Genomic DNA, 19,163 nt, shown 5'->3' on the forward strand with positions numbered 1-19,163 from the left:
CTTCGTCGGCACTGAGCACTCCGGCCTGGTCGGTGACGTATCCGGCATCGAGCGTGACGGGATCGGTCGCGGATGCTGCGGAGGTGCTGAACGCACCGGCGACAACGGCGAGAGCGAGTGCGGCCAGCGTGAGCCACCGTTTCGTCATCGTGTTCCCTCCGACCGGCAGCCGAGCCCCATGCCACGAGTCTATGCACTGGGCCCGACACGCGACAGCACTCGACACGGGTTCGCCGTTCGCCCTCAGCGGAGGCACATACGCTGGAAGGCATGGACGACATCTACGGTTCCGACGTGCTCGCGGCGGGCTGGCGCGAGCGCGGCGCGAAGAAGGTGCCCCAGGTCGCGGCCGAGCCGGATCTCGTGGTCGAGGTCGCCGACGACGGCTTCTGCGGTGCGGTCACACGTGTCCAGGGCGGCAACGTCGAGTTGGAGGACCGCGTGGGCCGTCGGCGGTTGTTCCCCCTCGGCGGAGGGTTCCTCATCGACGGCGCACCCGTGAGGCTGATCGTGCCCGGTGCTGCCGATCAAGGGCGGCGGCGCACGGCATCCGGATCGTTCGTGGTGGCCGATCAGCGCGCCCGCGTCGCTCTGCCCAGCCGAATCCTCGTCGAGGGCAAGCACGATGCCGAACTCGTCGAGAAGGTGTGGGGTGCCGACCTGCGGGTCGAGGGCGTCGTCGTCGAGTTCCTCCAGGGCGTCGACCTGCTCGACGACCTGCTGGCCGCAGAGCCACCCAGCGCGACTCGGCGGTACGGCGTGCTCGTCGACCACCTCGTCCCTGGCTCGAAGGAATCGCGCATCGCCGACGAGGTCGCCCGGGGCCCGCACGGACGCCATCTGCGCATCGTCGGCCACCCGTTCGTCGATGTCTGGCAGTGTGTGACGCCTCGGGCCCTCGGCATCGCGAAGTGGCCGGAGATCCCGCGCGGCATCGAGTGGAAGGTCGGCATCTGCCGTGCCTTCGGCTGGCCGCACGAGACGCAGGCCGACATCGCGCGCGCGTGGCAGCACATCCTCTCCAAGGTCACGACCTACCGGGACCTGGAACCGGCGCTGCTGGGCCGTGTGGAGGAGCTCATCGACTTCGTCACCGCGCCGACGGCCTGAGCCCGGGAATCGGGGACGCCGGAGCGACGGACGTCGACGGCTACCCTGGAAACATGCCCGAACCCCGTACCTTCCGAGACGAGCCGGTGTCGTTCGTGCGCCGCAGCGGCCGGATGTCCGACGCGCAGGAGCGCGCCTTCGCCGAGCTCGGCCCGCACTATCTACTCGACGTTCCGCGTGACGTCGCCTGGACCTCCGTGCACCCCGAGGCGCGCCTCGATCCTGCGACCGAGTACGGACGCACCGCTGACCTCTACGTGGAGGTCGGATCGGGCCAAGGCCACGCGATCGTGGCCGCGGCCTCGTCGCGCCCCGAGGACGACTTCCTCGCCGTCGAGGTGTTCCGCGCCGGCCTCGCCAGGACCATGCTCGACGCCGACAGGGAGGGCGCACGCAACCTGCGCGTCGTCGAGGCGAATGCGCCGGAGGTCCTCTCATCGTTCCTCCCTGAGGCGGCAGCACGCGAGGTGTGGATCTTCTTCCCTGACCCCTGGCACAAGAAGAAGCACACCAAGCGACGCCTGGTGAGACCGGGATTCGGCGACGCCGCAGCGCGAGCGCTCCGTGACGGCGGCCTGCTGAGGCTCGCGACCGACTGGGAGGACTACGCCCTGCAGATGCGCGATGTGCTCGACGCGGATCCGCTGTTCGAGCGCGCATTCGAGGGGGAGTGGGCCGAACGCTTCGACGGTCGCGTCATGACCGCGTTCGAGCGCAAGGGCATCGCGAAGGGACGGGATATCCGCGATCTCGTGTACCGGCGCAGGACCCGCGCGTGACCGACACGCGGCGCGACACGGCGTCGAGGACGGGGCTCCTTCCCGCGCTGCTCGTGTGCGCCGCTGCTCCGGCATTCTTCGTGCTGGAGATCCCGTGGCTGGGCTGGACGCTCCTCGCCGCCGGCATCGCAGTCGCCGGTCTCCTCGAACGCCGTGTCGTCGAACGTCGCGGCGGTGAGCGGGGCGCGGATCCAGCCGGGAGCCCACGCCGTCCTTCGCTCACCCGCGATCTCTCGCTGATCGCGATCGGCATGCTGATCGTGAGCATCATCCCGCTGGCAGCGGAACTCGACAACCTCGCGATGCTGCGGTTCACGCTCGCCCTGGGCGGCGCGGTGGCGGTGCCCTACCTGATCTCGAGGTTCGTCTATCGAGACCGTGCCATCGGCTTCCCCTGGCGCACGCACAAGCGCTGGGGACGGCTGCAATGGGGGTGGCTCGTGGCGGTGCTCCTGCTGGGGTGGCTGATCCTGCCCTTCTACTTCATCACCAGCGGGGTGTACCAGAACTGGCCGGTCGTGGACACTCCTGACCTCATCGCCCGTCTCTTCGTCGGGGTCGGCGCCGTGGGCATCTGGGACGAGCTGTTCTTCATCTGCACCGTGTTCGCCCTGCTGCGCCGACACTTTCCCGACCTGCTCGCCAACGTCCTGCAGGCCATCGTTTTCGTCTCCTTCCTGTGGGAGCTGGGCTACCGAGAGTGGGGACCCCTGTTGACGATCCCGTTCGCCCTGCTGCAGGGGTACATCTTCGTGCGGACGCACTCGCTGGCCTATGTCGTGACGGTGCACCTGCTCTTCGATGCTGTGGTGTTCGCCGTGCTGGTACACGCACACAACCCGGGACTTCTTCCGATCTTCCTCCTGTGACGAGGAGGTTCGTGCGCGCCGGTGCTGTCGGCTTGCTCCCGGCCCCCGGGAACGGAAGAATCAGCCCATGCTCATCGTCGGTCTCGTCCTCGCCGCCGCAGCTGCGGCCTTCCACGTCTTCATCTTCGCGCTCGAGTCGCTGCGGTGGACCGAGCCGGAGACGAGGAAGATCTTCGGCGTCCCCAGCGAGGCGGACGCAGTCACGATGAAGCAGCTGGCCTTCAACCAGGGCTTCTACAACCTCTTCCTCGCACTGACGGCCCTGCTCGGCATCGGCCTCGTGATCGTCGGAGCCGAGACGGCGGGGCTTACCCTCGTCTTCGCCGGAACCGGGATGATGCTCGCCGCCGCGCTCGTGCTCGTGCTCTCCGATCGGACCAAGGTGCGTGCTGCGGCGATGCAGGGAACCCTGCCGTTGCTCGCTGTCGTGGTCACCGCGATCGGCCTCGCGATCCGGTGACGATCGAGGGGTGACATCCACGTCGGCACCGGTCACACTCGTTGCATGGCCGATTGGGTGCTGCACGTGGACATGGATCAGTTCATCGCCGCGGTGGAGGTGCTGCGCAGACCGGAGCTGGCCGGTCGCCCGGTGATCGTGGGCGGACGCGGCGATCCGACCGAGCGGGCGGTGGTGTCGACCGCTTCCTACGAAGCCCGTGCGTTCGGGATCGGCTCGGGCATGCCGTTGAAGATCGCGGCGCGGAAGGCGCCGGACGATGCCGTGTTCCTCCCGGTCGATCGGGACGCCTACGCTCGGGCATCCGACGAGGTCATGGCTGCTCTCCGTGCGCTGCCGGACGTGGTGCTCGAAGTGGTGGGATGGGACGAGTGCTTCCTCGGGGTGCAGACGGACTCTCCCGAAGGTGTGGCCTCGTCCGCGCAGGAAGCCGTGTTCGAGGCGACACAGCTGCACTGCTCGGTGGGGATCGGGGACAACAGGGTCAGGGCGAAGATCGCCACCGAGTTCGGCAAGCCCCGCGGTGTGTTCCGCCTCACCGCGGACAACTGGTTCGAGGTGATGGGCGACAAGCCGACGCGCGACCTCTGGGGTGTCGGGCCGAAGGTGCAGAAGCGTCTCGCGGTCCACGGCATCGCGACGGTGCGAGATCTCGCCGAGGCGGACGAGCAGACCCTCGTGACCGAGTTCGGACCGCGGATGGGCGTCTGGTATCACGGGCTGGGTTCAGGGATCGGCCCGAGCAGCGTCGACGACACGCCGTGGGTTGCGCGAAGCCACAGCCGGGAGACGACGTACCAGGAGAACCTCACGACGCCGGAGCAGGTCGATGCGGCGATCCGCGATCTCGCCGCCCACGCGTTCGACGACTGCGCGGTGGAGGGGCGGCCGGTCGTCCGCGTGCACCTCAAGGTGCGATATGCCCCGTTCGAGACCAAGACCTTCGGCCGCAAGCTCTCCGCGCCGACCACGGACCGCGCGGAGTTCGTCGCGGTTGCCGCGGCGCTCGCCGGCGCGCTCGATCCGGAGCGAGAGGTGCGACTGCTCGGAGTCCGCGCGGAGATGACGGCGCCCGAGGACGACGGCGTCGAGCGCACACCGGTGCGGGGAAGGATCTGACCCCGCACCGGGACATCGAGGGAAGCGTCGTCCGCTCAGGGGCGGAGCACGGCCGCGACCGCGCTCACCTCGATCAGGGCACCCGGGACTCCGAGGCCCGCCACGAGCGCCGCGGTGACGAGGGGCGGGGCTCCGTCCCGCGCCAGCCGTGAGGCGACCGCACCGTACGCCGCGCGCAGGTCCGCGTCCTGATGGATCAGCACCGTCCAGCTGATCACGTCTTCGAGCCCTGCACCCACGGACTCGAGGGCGATCCTGGCGTTCTCGACGGCGCGAGCGGACTGCTCGCCGGCATCGCTCGAGACGACGGCTCCGGTGACGTCGACACCGTTCTGGCCGCCGACGTACACCGTCGTCGCCCCTGGCGGGACGACAGCCACATGGCTGAATGCAGGACTGACGACGAGCCCATCGGGCTGTCCGAGTGTGATCTCCATGGCCACACTCTGCACCGGGGCGCCGACATCCGGAAGTCCCTCGTCGGCGTGCAGCTCAGAAGCGCAGCAGCACCTTGCCGACGCGACCCGGGGTGTCGCTCGCACGCACGGCCGCGCTGATGTCGGCGGCGTCGAAGATGCCGGCCACGGGCAACGTCAGGCTGCCGTCGGCGAGGCGCTGGAACAGCTCGCCGAACAGTGCGCTGCGGGTGGCCTGATCGAGGCTCGGGATCACCTTGCTGCCCCAGAAGCCCTTCACTGTGGCCTGCTTGAAGATCACGTCGGAGGAGGCGATCTCCATGGTGGGGGAGTCCATCGCTCCGAACGCGACCAACGTGCCGCCTTCCGCGAGCAGCGAGAGAACCTGGCCGGCGGATGCACCACCGACGGAATCGACGCCGGCGGTGATCGGCGCACCTCCGGTGATCGCCTCGACCTGCTCCTTCCAATCGGGCTGATCGGTCGCGACGATCCTGTCGATGCCCTGTGCGCGGAGCTCGTCGACCCCCGCTGTCCGACGCACCAGCCCGAGCACGTTCACTCCACGCGCTGAGCCGAGCTGAGCGAGCATGCGTCCGACAGCTCCGTTCGCGGCGTTCTGCACGATCCAGCCGCCGGCCTGCACATCGAGGAAGTCCAGCAGCGTGATCGCGCTGAAGGGTATCGAGACCAGCTGAGCCGCCGTCTCGTCAGGAAGGCCGTCCGGGATCGGGATCAGTCCGGCGGCATTGGTCACGATGTACTCGGCCCAGGCGCCGAAGGTTCCGCCGGTGGCGACGCGCTGGCCCACCTCGAGGTGCTCGACTCCGGCACCGAGCGCGTCGACGACGCCGAGGGCCTCGGTCCCCGACGCGGCGGGGAGCTCCGGCTTGAAGCCGTATGTGCCGCGAACGGTCCACAGGTCGTGGTTGTGGATGGGCGAGAGCACGATCCGCAGACGGACCTGGCCTTCGCCGGGCTCCGGAAGAGGTCGATCTTCGACTCGGAGGACTTCCTCCGGAGTGCCGAAGGTGGGGTGGATGAGTGCGCGCATGGCGATTCCGTTCTCTCTCGGGGTGTCGATCAGGGCCGGTCGCTCTGGTGGGCGTCGGCGAGATCTTTCGTGGTCTTCTGAAGGCGGTCGGTGATGTCGTGCAGTTCGGCGATGAGCTGACGGCGATGCTCCTCGTCCTGGAGCCCGGAGATCGACGCGATGGTGGTGTGGATGGGGGCCACCTCGGCCCGCAGGTCCTGGCCTTTGTCGGTGAGGGTCACCGACACCACACGCTCGTCGTCGCGGCCGCGTGTCCTGGTCACGAGTCCGGCCTGCTCGAGTCGCCGGACGAGGGGGGAGAGCGTGCCGGAGTCCAGGCGCATCACCGCCCCCAGCGACCCGATCGTCTGCTCGCCGTCGAGCCAGAGTGCGGCGAGCACCAGATACTGCGGATACGTCAGACCCCAGGGGGCGAGCAGCGTCCGGTATGCCTGTGTGGTGGCACGCGCGGCGGAGTACAGGGAGAAGCAGAGCATCTCATCGGTCATCGGCACCAAGATAGCATTGCACGTCATTCAATTGTGCACAACTCGAATGGGCGCGAGGAGGGCGCGACCGATCCGACCGGGCGCGCCCTCCTGGGTTCAGCTGAGCGCCTTGGCCTTGATGGCTTCGTACTCCCCGGCCGTGATGGTGCCGGAATCGAGGAGTGCCCTCGCCTTGGCGATCTCGTCGCTCGGGCTCGTGCCGGCGACCTGCTGGATGTAGGCGTCAGCGGCGCTGCGAACGTTCGCGGCCTCCGCATCGCTCCGCTCGGCCATGCCGGAGCCCCGAGCGATCAGATACACCAGCACCGTGAGGAACGGGACGAAGATCAGGAAGACGATCCACACTGCCTTCCACCAGCCGTTGAGCTGCCGGTCGCGGAAGAGATCTCCGACGATCGCGAACAGCGCGAACAGGTACGAGATGAAGACGAACGCCAGCAGGAACCACCAGATGATGTCCCAGAACGATCCCCAAAAACCCATGTGTACTCCTTCTTAAACCGGCCCGCCCGGTGGCGGCCCCGTCGGACGATACTCGGCACGCGCCAGCACGCGCACCGATTCCCGGTGGAGTTCACCAGGGTGAGCCGATCGTGCGATCACTCGATCCCCGCATGCCCCCGCAGTACGCTTCAGACGACCGGAGGACGGAGAAGCGGATGACCGCGACGAGAAGACCGCCATGGCTGTTCAGCACGGTCGAGGGGTACCGCCGGGAGTGGGTGGTCCGTGACGTCGTCGCGGGTCTGTCCGCTGGTGCCGTCGTGATCCCGCAGGGGATGGCCTACGCGACGATCGCCAATCTTCCGGTGCAGGTCGGGCTCTACACGTGCATCCTGCCGATGCTGGTCTACGCGTTCCTCGGTGGAAGCCGCGCCATGAGCGTGTCGACGACCTCGACGATCGCGACCCTCACCGCGACGACCCTGGTTTCCGCGGGAGTCGCCGCGGGATCGGACGACGCGATCGGCTCCCTGATGATGCTCACGCTGCTCGTGGGAGTGATCCTGTTGATCGCCAGACTCTGTCGCCTCGGCTCGCTCGTGGAGAACATCAGCGGAGCCACTGTTCTCGGCTTGAAGATCGGTGTCGGCGCGACGGTCGCCGTCGGACAGCTGCCGAAGCTGCTGGGCGAGAGCTACAACTTCTCCGGTCATGGATTCCTCAAGTCGCTCGGCGCAGTGGCACAGGCCTTCGACAGCGTGAACTGGCCGACGGTCGCGCTGTCTGCCGGCTCGATCCTCGTGATCGTCGTGCTCAAGCGGTTCGCCCCGCGTGTGCCGGGCGCACTCGTCGTGGTGGTCGCCGGGATCCTCCTGGTCGCCGTCGCTGGTCTGGATCGCTACGGCGTCGACCTCATCGCCCCGGTGCCGAGCGGGCTCCCCGTTCCGGGTGTGCCCGACTTCTCGCAGACGGTCGTCCTCGTGCCCGGCGCCCTCGCTATCGCCGTGATGGCGTTCTTGGAGTCCGCGGCCGTCGCCCGCAGCCTGCGGGCGGCGAGCGAACCTCAGATCGACAGCGACCAGGAGCTGTTCGCGACCGGCGCGGCGAACACGGTCGGCGCATTCTTCGGCACGATGCCAGCCGCGGGAGGCTTCTCGCAGAGCGCGGTCAATCAGAGTGCGGGGGCGCGCTCCCAGGCGGCGACCCTGGTCACCGTGGTGCTCGCCGTGCTGGTCGCGCTCTTCCTGGGACCCGTTCTCAGCCTGCTCCCCGAGGCGACGCTGGCCGCGATGGTGTTCGTGGCCGTCGTCGGGCTCATCAACATCCCCGAGCTCGTGCGGTGGGCGCGGATCAGTCCGGTGGATTTCTGGATCGCGCTCGCGGTCGCGATCCTCGGGCTCACCGCCGGCCTTCTCCCGGCCGTGGCGGTCGGTGTGGTCGTGACCTTGATCCTGGTGCTCCGCGAGCTCAATGTGCCGAAGGTGGCGGTCGACGCTCGCATCGGCGACGCTCTGGGGCTCCGTCTCGAACGGGGGCTCTACACGGCGAACGCGATGGCCAACGAGAAGCAGATCCTCGCCCTGGTCGAGGCGGAGGAGCAGCCGGTCCGCGTGCTCGTGCTGGGTCTGAAGCAGCAGGAGGTGATGACGATCACCGTCCTCGACGCGCTGGAGAACCTCGACGGAGAGCTCGCTCAGCTCGGCATCGTGCTGCACATCGCCGCGCTTCCCGAGCGGGCAGCCGCTGTCGCTCGCCGCACACCCTGGTTCCTCGGACTGGAATCGCACGGTCGCGTGCACGCATCGGTGAGTGACGGCGTCGCGGCCGCGGATCGGGAAGCCGGTAGACGGAGCTGAGGGAGCGATGGATGAGTGATGACGCCGGACTGAGCTGGCGATGGTCGCGGTTCGGCCTCGGCCTGCTGTTCGCCGCGCCGGCGATGCTCGTCGCCCCCTTCCATCCGACGCTCGGTGTCGCGCTCGGGATCGGCGTGATACCCGCCGCCGCCTTCGGTCTCCCCCCACGCAGGAGAGCCCGCGCCATCATCCCCGTCGTCGGCACGCTCAGCGCCCTCGGTCTGCTTCTCGGGGCGCTGCTGGCGGAGTGGCCTGTGGTCGCCGTGCTCGCCGTGCTCGGACTCGCGATCGTCGCGAGTCTCAACGCCCCGCGAGGTCGGCTCGGGCAGTTGATCCTCGTTCTGGTGCTGCCGATGACCGGGATCGGGCTGAGCTTCTCCTGGTCCTCGGTCACAGGGGGATTCGCCGCCTGCATCGTCGCCGGCTCCGTGTACGCGTGGATGGTCTCCCTGCTCTGGCCCGAGCGTGAAGAGCGGGCGCGTGCCGCCAGTCCTGTACCTCGGGGGCGAGCCCTCCTGGTCTACGGGATCCTCCTCGGCATGGCTGCGGCGCTCGCCGCCACCATCGGCTTCGTTCTCGATCTCGAGCACGTGGGGTGGGCGACGGGCGCGGCGCTCCTCGTCATGCGTCCGGTCAGGGGGCAGCTGATCTCGCGCAGCATCGGGCGCGCGGCATCGGTGCTCATCGGAGCGTTCGCGGCCGCGGGCCTGGCTGTCCTGGCTCCGGGAGGTCTCGTCACCGGGCTCGTGGTCGGGGCTGTCATCGGAGCGACATGCGCCATCCAGGAGAGCCGGTGGTACGTCGTCCCTGGCTTCACCACGTTCCTCGCCCTGACCCTCATCATGTCCACCTCGCCGGAGCCTCCGGGGGCTCGATTCGCGGAACGCGCGGTGGAGACGCTTCTCGGGGTGGGGCTCGCTCTGCTGTTCGGGGCCGTGCTGCCCTCGGTGGTCGGCTTCGTCCGGCTGAGAAGCTCGGTCGCCCGATGAGGGTTCTGGACGAAAGTTGCTTGATGTGCGCGCTCCCATGGTGGGATACTTCGAGAAGGGGAGGACGTAGTATCTAACATTTCACCGGGGGCTCTTGATGGTCGAAGAACAGCCAGACGTCGATTCAGCGTGGATTCCTCCGCTTCCTGCAGGCCCCGGTGACATCCCCAGAGCCCGACTGCTGTCACGACTCTCCGCCGCGTTGGACGAGCCCTGGACACTCACCGTCCTGTCGGCCCCCGCGGGGTCGGGCAAGACACGGCTGCTCACCCAGTGGGCGCATTCGATTACCTCCTCGGACGACGATCGATCGCGTGTGGTGTGGCTCTCGCTCCAGCGCTGGCATCGGGACCTCGACCCCCTGCAGTCTGCTCTTCGGAGCATCGAAGACCCCTCGCTGCGCGAGGCACTCGACCGCCTCACCGGGCCGTGGTCGACGGAGAGGGCGCGAGATCTGGCCCGAGCCCTCCGCGCCGCGGGCCGTCGGGTAGTCGTGATCATCGACGATGTGCACCTCATCGAGACCGGGTCACTCGCCGAGATGCTGTCGGCGTTCCTGAGCGCAGTGTCGGGTACCGCCCACGTCGTGGTCTCCGGACGCGGAACCCGGCGTCTGCCTCTTGCGCGTCGACGTATCGTCGGCATGGCACTGGAACTCGGAAGCCGTGACCTGGCATTCACACCGGCGGAGGTGCGAGCGTTCTTCCGCGCGCGGGGGATGCGCCTTTCGCAGGGCGAGATCACCACCGTGCTGTTGCGTACCGAGGGATGGGCCACGGGACTCCGGCTGCTGGAGCTGGCGGCGCTGCATGATTCGTTCGCCACGGTCCTCCCGCTGCGCGGTGACTCTCCGACGGTGACCGACTACTTCGCCGAGGAGGTCTTCGCCGATCTCGACGAAAGCCTCAGTGAGTTCCTCGTGCTCACCTCGGTGCCCGAGTCGTTCACGCCGGCTCTAGCCTCGCAGTTGACAGGAGGAATGCCGGCCGAACCGCTGATCGAACAGCTCATGCGACTCAACGTGCTGATCAGTCGTAGCGGTCAAGAACCGGTCTGGTATCACTACCATCCGCTGTTGCGGGAGTTCCTCTATGCCCGCCTGAAGGACAGAGGAGAGGCGGCCGTCGAGGAGCTCGAGAGCGTGACAGCGGAGTGGTTCGCGGCCGAGCAGGAGCACGAGCGCGCCATGTTCCACGCCGCGCGGAGCGGCGACGACTGCTCGACCTCACGGATCCTCCGTCGCAGTGGGCTGCAGCTGATCCTCATGGGTTATGCGGCTGAGGTGGTCGCAGCGATCGCGTGTCTTCCTCGACCTGTGCTCGCGGATCCTGCCATGCGGGTGCTGACGGCGTCCGCCGAGCTCACACAGGGAGACGCGGCCCGCGCTGCGGCGCTGCTCGAGTCGGACTCGGACCTTGAGGATTCCGTTGCGGTCCGTCAATGGCGAAAGGGCCTGGAGTTGCACACAGCCGTGCGTCGCGGGGGCTTCTCGGAAACGCTCGACCGGCTGGAGCCGGGTCTCTACGCGGTGTCGGGGGAGTCGCAGCTCGACACCTATGTATTCCTGCAGGCTGCCATGGCAGAGCTGTATACGGGGGCGTTGAACGATGCCGACCGGTTCGCCCGGCTCGCGGGGGACCACGCTCACGCCGCGGGCACTGCCGCGGCGGAGCTGCAGGCGGCCGCGATCCTGAACACAGCCGATCTCTTCCGAGGTCAGATGCGAGAAGTGCTGCGTTCCGGCGCGCTGCTGGATGAGCGCTGGCGCGCGCTCGGCATGCCTGCGGACTCCTTCTACGAGGTCACGCGGGTGTGGCGGTACTGGGTGCCTTTCGAACAGATGCTTGTCGCCGATGTGGATCAGACGCTGCGCGCGGCGACCGGGATCATCGAGTCCGGAACGGAGCCGGCGATCGCACGGGGTCTGCGAGGCCTGATCGCCCTGCTGAACGTCGATGGCGCCATCGACGCGCACGCGGCGGCTCTCGCTCTCCTCGAGAACCTCGCACCGCGCGACGACATGCCGCTGCCTGTGCACTGGTATGCGATGACGAGCACTTTCGCGATCCGCGCCTTCAACGCGCTCGGAGAGTACGCCCTCAGAGACCGCTTCATCCACGACGTCGGAGACGCTCTCGGCGAGGTCGGCGAGGTGGCCGTGCTCCGCGCGATCGCCGCGCTGCACGATCAGGCGTTCGAGCCGGCGCGGGCCGCTCTCGCTCCGGTGCTGGAAGGGGTGGCGCCGTGCCTTCTCCCTGCGTCGATGATCGACGCCTGGCTGGTCGCTGCCTGTATCGAAGTGCAGGCCGGCTGTCCCGATCAGGCGCAGGTGTCGCTGTCGTTCGCGCTCGCCCTGGCCGAACCGGAGGAGCACATCCGACGATTCGCCGACGCCGGGCCGGTCGTCGCGCGCCTTCTCGCCGCGCGCGCGACTCCGGGATCACGCGGTCGCTTCGCGGATCGCGTCCGCGAACGTCTCACCGCAGCAGGAGTGCTCATCGAGGAGGAGCTCACCCGTCGCGAACGCATCGTGCTCACGGCGTTGAGTCGCAACGCGACGCTCCGGGAGATCGCGGAGCAGGAGTTCATCTCCCCGAACACGGTCAAGACGCACGTGCGCAACATCTACCGCAAGCTGGGCGTCTCCGACCGGGACAGCGTGACGGCGGCTGCGCACGCTCTCGGGATCGAGTAGCGCACGCAGCCGCCGCGGGGAGAGCGACTCAGTCGCGTGCCATGGCTGCTGCCAGATGTGCTTCGAGGTCGAGGTAGGCGTCGTCGGCGATGTCGAACACGACCTTAGCGATCTCGCCCCCGGTGAAGTCGAAACCGTACCCGTACAGCGACGACACGGGATCGGCGCTGTCTCGACCGATCGTCAGGCCCTCGCCGCACAAGGAGAAGTGACCGAGCACCGTGCGGATCTGCTTCTCACCGACGACCTCGTCGTCGATGTAGAGCTTCACCGGTCCGACCCCCTCGCGGTGTTCGCCCATGCCTTCCTTCGTGAACTCCACGCCGATGATGTGCTTCCCGGAGGTGGGAACGGGCGCGGACACCCGGTCCTCCGGCGGGATGCCGAGGAAGTTGTACACGTAGTGCACCTGCCCGTCCTTGACGACGAGGGCGTGGCCGCCGAAGCGCGAGCCGTGCGCGAAGATGACGCCCTCGGTCTCAGGCGTGAACTCGACCTCGGCGGCGATCTTGTAAGAGACGCCGTGGGTGTTCGCCGCAGAGCGCTCCGGAACCTCACTCGTGCCCGGGTAGTAGACGAATCGGCCCGAGGGCGGAGCCGGCTGGTGGAACTCCATGGCGATGAACGTCTCGAAGTCCTTCGGGTTCCCGATGATCTGCAGATCGTTCAGAGGCAGGACGTTGTTCGTCTTCGCCTCTTCCATCCACAGCGACTTGAGCTCGGCGAGCTTGTCGGGGTGCTCGGCCGCGAGATTCTTGGCCTCGGCCCGGTCGGTGTCTGTGTGGTAAAGCTCCCACTCGTCTTCGTTGAAGTTGCTGATGCCACTCATCGGACCGTGGACCGCGACGGCCTTCCAGCCTTCGTGCCAGATGCCGCGCTGGCCGAGCATCTCGTAGTACTGGGTCTTCTTCTCGGTCGCCCCGTCGGGGGCGGCATCGAACGAGTACGCCATCGAGACTCCGGACAGCGGCGTCTGCTCGACGCCGTTGTAGGTCTCGGGGAACGTCACGCCGCACGCCTCGAGGATCGTGGGCACGATGTCGGTCGAGTGGTGGTACTGATGGCGCACCTCTCCCCGTGACTTGATCCCGGCGGGCCAGTGGATCACCAGCGGGTCGCACACGCCGCCCTGATAGGTGTACCGCTTGAACATCTTGTATGGAGTCGAGAACGCCGCCGCCCACCCGGTGGGGTAGTGGTTGTAGGTCTCCGGCGAGCCGAGCTTGTCGACCATGCGGAGGTTCTCCGCCTCGTCGTCCGGGTATCCGCCGAAGATCTTGCCCTCGTTGACCGAGCCGTTGGGGCTGCCCTCGCCGGACGCCCCGTTGTCGGCGCAGTAGATGATGAGGGTGTTCTCCAGCTGCCCCGATTCCTCCAGGTAGTCGACGATGCGGCCGACCTGGGAGTCGGTGTATTCACTGAAACCCGCGTAGACCTCGGCCATCCGCGAGAACATGGCCCTCTCCTCGGCGTTCAGCGTGTCCCACGGGCGCACCTCGTCGGTCGGATTGAACGTGCCGTCGGTCATCGGGTTCAGCGTGGTCAGATCTGTGTCGGAGGGGAGGATTCCCTTCTCGATCATCCGGGCGAGCACCCATTCGCGATAGGCCTCGTAGCCGTCGTCGAACTGCCCCTTGTACTTGTCGATGTACTCCTGAGGGGCGTGGTGCGGAGCATGGTTCGCGCCGGGGCAGAACCACAGGTACCAGGGCTTCTCCGGCTCGGTCTGCTTGACATCGCGGATCATCGTGAGGGCCTGGTCGGCGAGGTCCCTCGAGAGGTGGTACCCGTCTTCCGGCAGGTACGGCTGGTCGATGTAGTGGTTGTCCTCAGCCAGCGAGGGGTACCAGTTGTTGGTCTCTCCGCCGATGAACCCGTAGAAGCGGTCATACCCCTGAGCGAGCGGCCAGTGCTTCTTCGACGCACCGGCAGTCCACTCGTCGATCGGCACATTGTGGTTCTTCCCCACCCAGAAGGTCGACCAGCCGGCGTCACGGAGCACGTGCGCCATGGTCGCGTTCGAATCGGGGATGTGGGAGTTGTAGCCGGGGAAGCCCGTCGAGGACTCGGAGATCGTCGCGAAGCCGTTGAGGTGGTGGTTGCGTCCGGTCAGGAACGTCGACCGGGTGGGGGAGCACAGCGCCGTCGTGTGCCACTGGGAGTAGGTGAGGCCGTTCTGAGCGAGACGGTCCATCGTCGGCATGTTGATCCGTCCGCCGTACGGCGACCACGCCGCCATGCCCGTGTCGTCGTACAGGACGACCAGCACGTTCGGAGCGCCGCTCGGCGGGGTCGGCGGTCGGAAGGCGTCCCAGTCAGGAACGGAATCGCGCACGTCGAGTTCGATCTTGCCTTGGAATTCGCGAGCCATCGTGGGCCTCCTTCATCTCGGTGGAACGATGCGGCTCCCTGCCGCGTTCAACGTACTGCGGTGTGAGTCGTGGGGTCATCAGAGTCGGGTGCGCTTCATCCGGGTGAACTCTGCGCGTCCCCGTGTGGACTTCAGATCAGTGCGGCGATCGCCTTCTCGAGTTGGAGGGCGCCGATCACGAGAAGCAGCGCCGCGTTGAGCACGTGTGTGTTGCCGGCGATCCAGGAGCGCATGCGGTCGAGCACGGGCTGGGCGCGCGCACCACGGACGAGGACGAAGAACACCGGCAGGGCGATCGGCAGGGCGCCGAGCACGACGAACGCGGCGGCGACAGCGGTTCCGGCACCGGGCGCGACGCCGGACTGCGTGATGTCCAGCGCGGCGAGGATGGCGCATGACGCATCCACGGGGTTGAGCACGAACAGACCGAGGCCGAGCAGGAAGGTGCGCCCCGGCCGGAACGACTCGACGGAATGCAGCCAGCCGGGCAGCTGGGGAGAAGCGTCCACGACGTCGCGAGGAGTAGCGGCTGTCGCCATCTGCTCGATACGGGCACGCCCCTTCCGGTAGACCCAGACAGCCGCCGACACGAGGAAGCCACCGATCAGCAGGCGGACCACCGGCACCCACAGGGGCGGCTCGTCGTGCTCGTGCACCGCGAGCATCGGGAAGAGCCAGAGACCGAGCGTCATGATGCCTGCGAGGCCCAGCAACCAGCCGAGCAGATAGGCGATCCCGTTCGTCCTCGCGTTGCGGGACAGCAGCACGGCGACGAGGGCCATGATGGCGAGGGGGCTGAGCACGACGCCGAGGGCGACGGGCACGAGGTCCAGGATCAACTCGCCCACGTCATCCCTCCTTCCACAACCCCGCTGCCGTGCCTCAGAAGCTGCCGATGCCCTTGCCGATCATCGAGATGCCGATGACCAGCAGCAGAACCGCCATGATGACGGCATTCTCCGCCGCCAGCCAACCGCGGAGAGCATCCAGGGGCGCTCGGAGCCGATCGGCGGCGACGAGGTAGCCGATGACCGGGACGAGCACCGTCGAGGCGGCGATGACCGTGTACACGGCGATCACCACGACGATCGACCCCACGGGAAGCGCCGCGCCACCGATGTCCGTGCCGGCGCCGGCGGCCATGATGAGGTTCTTGGGATTCACCGCCGACAGCAGGAAGCCGAGCCCGAACGCGAACGGGAAGGTGATCGTGTCGATCGCCTTCATCCACTTCGGCAGTGCGGCCTCCTCGCCCGGCCGGGGGCGTTTGCGCCACTGCCCGAAAGCCAGCAGGAAGAGCAGAGCCCCCAGAACGAGCTGCACCGCGCCGCGGATCGGATGCGACGCGTCGCTGTCATCTTCCGGCAGGAGCGAGGACACCAGCGTGAAGACCGTCACCGCGACGACGATCCCCAGCACCCAGCCGAAGAGGAAGCCGACGCTGGTCACCCTCGCCTTGGGCGAGAGCAGCATGAGGATTGCGGCGATGATCGGAATCGGACTGATCGCCACGCCGAGCGCGAGCGGGAGGATGTCTCCGATGACGCTACCCATCAGGGGCCTTTCTCGAGGGGAGCTCGTCCTGCTTCCGGAGCGGCGAGCATCGCGATCGCCTCGCGGTTGGTCGCGTAGACGTGTTCCGAAGCCAGGAGATCGAGGGCCTTCAGCCGGTGCACGGTGTTGGGGCGCACTCGGCTGAAGGACAGGGAGACGGAGCGGTCGGCGAGCCATTCCTTGAGGGAGGCGAACGATTCGGCGCCGGTGACATCGACGTCGGTCACCGCCTCCATATCGACCACCAGGTGACGGACCTCGTTCTCTCCGGCGGCGCGGACGGCGGTCTTCACCGCAGAGGAGAACACCGCCCCGTTCGCGAAGAACAGGGGCGCGGCGAGTCGGACGACCACGATCCCCGGAGCGGTCATGGTCCCGGCCGGCGCATCCTCCAGGAGCGACTCACCCGGGTCGCCGGTGGACTCGAGGACGTCGATGGCCGGATTGGCCGCGCGCTTGGCCAGGTTTATCAGCGCGAGGACGAATGCGACGAGGATCCCGGGGATCGAACCGATGAACAGGGTGACCAGGAAGCAGGTCGCGCCGATCAGGAACTCGAACCGGTCTTTGCGCCACAGATCGATGAACTCGCGGATGCCGAGCAGGGGGATGATCGCGACGCCGACGATCGCTCCGATCGCCGGGGAGGGGATATCGGCCAGCAGCGCGGTGCCGAACAGCAGCAGCAGGAGCGTGCCTGCAGCGAGGATCAGCGCGGGGAACTGCGTACGAGAACCCGCCTGATCCATGGCGGCGGTGCGGGACGTCGATGAGCCGACGGAGAAGCTGCCCTGAGCGCCTGCGGCGATGTTCGCCGCGCCGAACGCCAGGAGATCGCGGTTCGCGTGGAACGGGTAGCCGTGCTTCTCGGAATACGACCTCGACACCAGAAGCCCCTCGGCCGTGGTGACCAGTGTCAGCGCGATCGCCGATGGGACCAGCATGAGCCACAGCGACCAGTCGATCACGGGCCACGTGAGCACGGGCGCACCGGCGGGGACCTCACCCAGGACGTCGACTCCTCGCTGGTCGAGCCCGGTCAGGACCACGACGACGGTCGTCGCCACCAGGACGATCAGAGCCCACGGGACGGCACGGAGGAACCTGCGGCCGAGCAGCAGCACGGCGACGGAGCAGACCGAGATCAGCACCGCCCATCCGTTGAGCGTCGGGAGCCCGCCGATCAGATCAGCGACCTTCCCGGTGAAGTCCTTCCCGGAGTCGATGCTGACGCCGAGCATCTTCGCGAGCTGGCTCACCATGATGTCGAGGGCGAGACCGCCGACGAAGCCGACGAGGATCGGCTTGGAGAGGAAGTTGGCGAGGAACCCGAGCTTGAAGACCGCGAGCAACGCGAACATGATGCCGCAGATGATGGCCTGGGCGAGCGCGAGCGTCGCGTAGTCCGCGCTTCCGGCGGCCGCGAGCCCGCCGATCGAGGAGGCGACGAGTGCTGCGGCTGCGGCATCGGGTGAGGCGACCAGCTGCCGGGAGGACACCACGAGGGCGTAGACGACCGTGGGGACGATGAGTGCGTACAGCCCGGCGGTGGGCGGCAGGCCCGCGATCTGCGCGTACCCGATGTTGAGGGGGATGGCGATCGCGAGCAGAGTGACGCCAGCGGTCAGCTCAGTGACGAAGTTGCGTCTGGTCAGTCCTGCGAGTGGACGTTGCACATCGCCTCCATCCGCCGGCGCCCCTGGTCGAGCGCTCCTGCGTCCACGATCCCACCGGAGGGGTCGCCGGACCACGGATCGACCGCAACTCACCCCTGGTGATTTACAGCCGGAGCGTCCTGCGCCGCCCGCTCAGCGGCGACGAGGTATGCGCCGCCGTCGGCCTCGCCGTGTCGCCGCCGGGGCGGGCTCCGGCTCCGGTGTCGGCGGGACCGCGGTGCGGTCGCCCGAGAGCCACCGCACCCAGAGCGTGTCGGGATCGCCCTCGAAGACGAGCGTGCGTGCGAGGAGCGTGAGCGGGATCGAGAGGATCGCACCGAGCGGGCCGATGATGAAGGTCCAGAAGATCACGGAGAAGAAGCTCAGGGTCAAGCTGAGATCGACGGCGTCGCTGACGAACTTCGGCTGCACGAGAACCTGGAGCACCACGTTCACGACGCAGTAGACCGCGACCACACCGATGAGCAGAGGCCACCCTCCGACGACGAAGGCCAGGATCGCGGGCGGGACGAGCCCGAGCACGAAGCCGATGTTCGGGATGAAGTTCGTGACGAACGCGAGGATCGCCCAGACCACGGGTGCGGGGACGCCCATCCACCACAGCGCGAGACCGTCGATGACAGCGACGATCGCGCCGAAAGTCGCGTTGACGATGTAGTAGCGGCGCACACCGGTGTTGAGCCGAGTGATCCGGGCGATGACTGCGGCCTTGGATGCCCCGAACACCGACGGAGCGTCCCGATAGCGGGCCGCGTCGACCGCCATGAAGATGATGTAGGCGCAGACGAAGAACAGTGCGGTCGCGACGCCGATCACAGTCCCGCCGATGCTGCGTGCGAGTCCCAGAAGCGTCGTCGGATCGAGGACCGAAGCCGCGGCGGCCGACGCCTCCTCGTCCAGGCCGAGGGACTGCAGCCACCCGACGAGATCATCGACGGTCTTCGCCAGTCCGCCTTCCGAGACGAGGTCGGCGATGAGCCGCGCGAACTGCGTGCCGGCCAGCCAGAGCAGAGCGCCCATGACCAGGAGGATCAGGTAGGCGACGACGATCACCGCGGTCGTGCTGCCCCACTGCGGCCACCCGCGCCGTTCGAGCGGTCGACGCAGAGGATCGCAGATCACCACGATCACGATCGCGAGCGCGACGGGTCCGAGGAGATCGCGCGCGAAGTAGACGCCGGCGAGGGTCACTGCGCTCGCCGCGAGAAGGAGCAGCACCCGCAGACTGGGGGAGATCCGGTCGGGGGAGCGCTCCGGCGCAGGCGAGGTGGTCACGCCGAAAG

17 protein-coding genes are annotated in these 19,163 nt (G+C 67.8%); 8 read left to right on the top strand and 9 right to left on the bottom strand.

Features of this window, described 5'->3' with window-relative positions:
- The first annotated feature begins 270 nt into the window (after positions 1 to 270).
- From AX744_RS02065 to AX744_RS02085, 5 genes are all read left to right on the top strand, one after another.
- Entirely contained in the window at positions 271 to 1,110 is an 840-nt protein-coding gene (locus tag AX744_RS02065; RefSeq protein ID WP_061015247.1) for a DUF3097 domain-containing protein, read from the top strand.
- Positions 1,111 to 1,163: 53 nt separating this feature from the next.
- Positions 1,164 to 1,889: a tRNA (guanosine(46)-N7)-methyltransferase TrmB gene (gene trmB / locus AX744_RS02070; RefSeq protein WP_046749446.1), complete on the top strand. Its 726-nt coding sequence runs from the start codon at positions 1,164 to 1,166 to the stop codon at positions 1,887 to 1,889.
- Positions 1,886 to 2,758, top strand: a complete 873-nt coding sequence (locus AX744_RS02075; RefSeq protein ID WP_046749445.1) for a CPBP family intramembrane glutamic endopeptidase — start codon at positions 1,886 to 1,888, stop codon at positions 2,756 to 2,758. Before trmB ends, AX744_RS02075 begins: the two co-directional genes overlap by 4 nt.
- 67 nt (positions 2,759 to 2,825) lie before the next feature.
- Positions 2,826 to 3,218, top strand: a complete 393-nt coding sequence (locus AX744_RS02080) for a DUF1304 domain-containing protein (protein WP_061015248.1) — start codon at positions 2,826 to 2,828, stop codon at positions 3,216 to 3,218.
- 45 nt (positions 3,219 to 3,263) lie between these two features.
- Positions 3,264 to 4,337: a DNA polymerase IV gene (locus tag AX744_RS02085; RefSeq protein ID WP_061015249.1), complete on the top strand. Its 1,074-nt coding sequence runs from the start codon at positions 3,264 to 3,266 to the stop codon at positions 4,335 to 4,337.
- Between the two features lie 35 nt (positions 4,338 to 4,372).
- Here the strand turns inward: AX744_RS02085 and AX744_RS02090 are convergent, their stop codons facing one another.
- The 4 genes from AX744_RS02090 to AX744_RS02105 all read right to left on the bottom strand — a co-directional run bounded on the left by AX744_RS02090 (position 4,373) and on the right by AX744_RS02105 (position 6,778).
- Positions 4,373 to 4,774 carry a RidA family protein gene (locus AX744_RS02090; RefSeq protein WP_046749442.1) on the bottom strand — a complete coding sequence of 134 codons (402 nt, stop codon included), beginning with the start codon at positions 4,772 to 4,774 and terminating at the stop codon, positions 4,373 to 4,375.
- 55 nt (positions 4,775 to 4,829) lie between these two features.
- Positions 4,830 to 5,807: a zinc-binding dehydrogenase gene (locus AX744_RS02095; protein ID WP_061015250.1), complete on the bottom strand. Its 978-nt coding sequence runs from the start codon at positions 5,805 to 5,807 to the stop codon at positions 4,830 to 4,832.
- A gap of 29 nt (positions 5,808 to 5,836) precedes the next feature.
- Positions 5,837 to 6,295 carry a MarR family winged helix-turn-helix transcriptional regulator gene (locus AX744_RS02100; RefSeq protein WP_231728722.1) on the bottom strand — a complete coding sequence of 153 codons (459 nt, stop codon included), beginning with the start codon at positions 6,293 to 6,295 and terminating at the stop codon, positions 5,837 to 5,839.
- Positions 6,296 to 6,391: 96 nt separating this feature from the next.
- On the bottom strand, positions 6,392 to 6,778 hold the full coding sequence (locus tag AX744_RS02105) for an SHOCT domain-containing protein (protein WP_058631330.1): 387 nt from the start codon (positions 6,776 to 6,778) through the stop codon (positions 6,392 to 6,394).
- A 176-nt stretch (positions 6,779 to 6,954) separates the two neighbouring features.
- Here AX744_RS02105 and AX744_RS02110 point away from each other — a divergent pair, with 176 nt between their 5' ends.
- The 3 genes from AX744_RS02110 (at position 6,955) to AX744_RS02120 (ending at position 12,279) form a co-directional block, all read left to right on the top strand.
- Positions 6,955 to 8,595 carry a SulP family inorganic anion transporter gene (locus tag AX744_RS02110; RefSeq protein ID WP_061015251.1) on the top strand — a complete coding sequence of 547 codons (1,641 nt, stop codon included), beginning with the start codon at positions 6,955 to 6,957 and terminating at the stop codon, positions 8,593 to 8,595.
- A gap of 11 nt (positions 8,596 to 8,606) precedes the next feature.
- The gene (locus AX744_RS02115; RefSeq protein ID WP_061015252.1) at positions 8,607 to 9,584 is read left to right on the top strand and encodes an FUSC family protein; all 978 of its coding nucleotides are present in this window, start codon (positions 8,607 to 8,609) and stop codon (positions 9,582 to 9,584) included.
- Between the two features lie 97 nt (positions 9,585 to 9,681).
- Positions 9,682 to 12,279, top strand: coding sequence for a LuxR C-terminal-related transcriptional regulator (locus tag AX744_RS02120; RefSeq protein ID WP_082738367.1), 2,598 nt, complete (start codon positions 9,682 to 9,684; stop codon positions 12,277 to 12,279).
- A gap of 28 nt (positions 12,280 to 12,307) precedes the next feature.
- Here AX744_RS02120 and AX744_RS02125 read toward each other — a convergent pair whose 3' ends face one another.
- The 5 genes from AX744_RS02125 to AX744_RS02145 form a co-directional block, all read right to left on the bottom strand.
- Entirely contained in the window at positions 12,308 to 14,650 is a 2,343-nt protein-coding gene (locus tag AX744_RS02125) for an arylsulfatase (RefSeq protein WP_061015254.1), read from the bottom strand.
- 131 nt (positions 14,651 to 14,781) lie between these two features.
- Positions 14,782 to 15,498: a GAP family protein gene (locus tag AX744_RS02130; protein WP_061015255.1), complete on the bottom strand. Its 717-nt coding sequence runs from the start codon at positions 15,496 to 15,498 to the stop codon at positions 14,782 to 14,784.
- Between the two features lie 34 nt (positions 15,499 to 15,532).
- Positions 15,533 to 16,204, bottom strand: a complete 672-nt coding sequence (locus tag AX744_RS02135) for a GAP family protein (protein ID WP_061015256.1) — start codon at positions 16,202 to 16,204, stop codon at positions 15,533 to 15,535.
- Positions 16,204 to 17,880 (bottom strand): SulP family inorganic anion transporter, encoded by a 1,677-nt coding sequence (locus AX744_RS02140; RefSeq protein ID WP_061015257.1) that lies wholly within the window; start codon positions 17,878 to 17,880, stop codon positions 16,204 to 16,206. Before AX744_RS02140 ends, AX744_RS02135 begins: the two co-directional genes overlap by 1 nt.
- Before the next feature lie 132 nt (positions 17,881 to 18,012).
- Positions 18,013 to 19,155, bottom strand: coding sequence for an AI-2E family transporter (locus tag AX744_RS02145; protein ID WP_231728723.1), 1,143 nt, complete (start codon positions 19,153 to 19,155; stop codon positions 18,013 to 18,015).
- Between the last annotated feature and the right edge of the window lie 8 nt (positions 19,156 to 19,163).

It is taken from the genome of Microbacterium sp. CCH5-D1, from assembly GCF_001557335.1.
Taxonomy (GTDB): Bacteria; Actinomycetota; Actinomycetes; order Actinomycetales; family Microbacteriaceae; genus Microbacterium; species Microbacterium oxydans.

Coding starts and splice junctions, on each gene's coding strand:
- AX744_RS02065 (WP_061015247.1), top strand. CDS start 271: ATGGACGACATCTACGGTTCCGACGTGCTCGCGGCGGGCTGGCGCGAG.
- trmB (WP_046749446.1), top strand. CDS start 1,164: ATGCCCGAACCCCGTACCTTCCGAGACGAGCCGGTGTCGTTCGTGCGC.
- AX744_RS02080 (WP_061015248.1), top strand. CDS start 2,826: ATGCTCATCGTCGGTCTCGTCCTCGCCGCCGCAGCTGCGGCCTTCCAC.
- AX744_RS02085 (WP_061015249.1), top strand. CDS start 3,264: ATGGCCGATTGGGTGCTGCACGTGGACATGGATCAGTTCATCGCCGCG.
- AX744_RS02090 (WP_046749442.1), bottom strand. CDS start 4,774: ATGGAGATCACACTCGGACAGCCCGATGGGCTCGTCGTCAGTCCTGCA.
- AX744_RS02095 (WP_061015250.1), bottom strand. CDS start 5,807: ATGCGCGCACTCATCCACCCCACCTTCGGCACTCCGGAGGAAGTCCTC.
- AX744_RS02100 (WP_231728722.1), bottom strand. CDS start 6,295: ATGACCGATGAGATGCTCTGCTTCTCCCTGTACTCCGCCGCGCGTGCC.
- AX744_RS02105 (WP_058631330.1), bottom strand. CDS start 6,778: ATGGGTTTTTGGGGATCGTTCTGGGACATCATCTGGTGGTTCCTGCTG.
- AX744_RS02110 (WP_061015251.1), top strand. CDS start 6,955: ATGACCGCGACGAGAAGACCGCCATGGCTGTTCAGCACGGTCGAGGGG.
- AX744_RS02115 (WP_061015252.1), top strand. CDS start 8,607: ATGAGTGATGACGCCGGACTGAGCTGGCGATGGTCGCGGTTCGGCCTC.
- AX744_RS02120 (WP_082738367.1), top strand. CDS start 9,682: ATGGTCGAAGAACAGCCAGACGTCGATTCAGCGTGGATTCCTCCGCTT.
- AX744_RS02125 (WP_061015254.1), bottom strand. CDS start 14,650: ATGGCTCGCGAATTCCAAGGCAAGATCGAACTCGACGTGCGCGATTCC.
- AX744_RS02135 (WP_061015256.1), bottom strand. CDS start 16,204: ATGGGTAGCGTCATCGGAGACATCCTCCCGCTCGCGCTCGGCGTGGCG.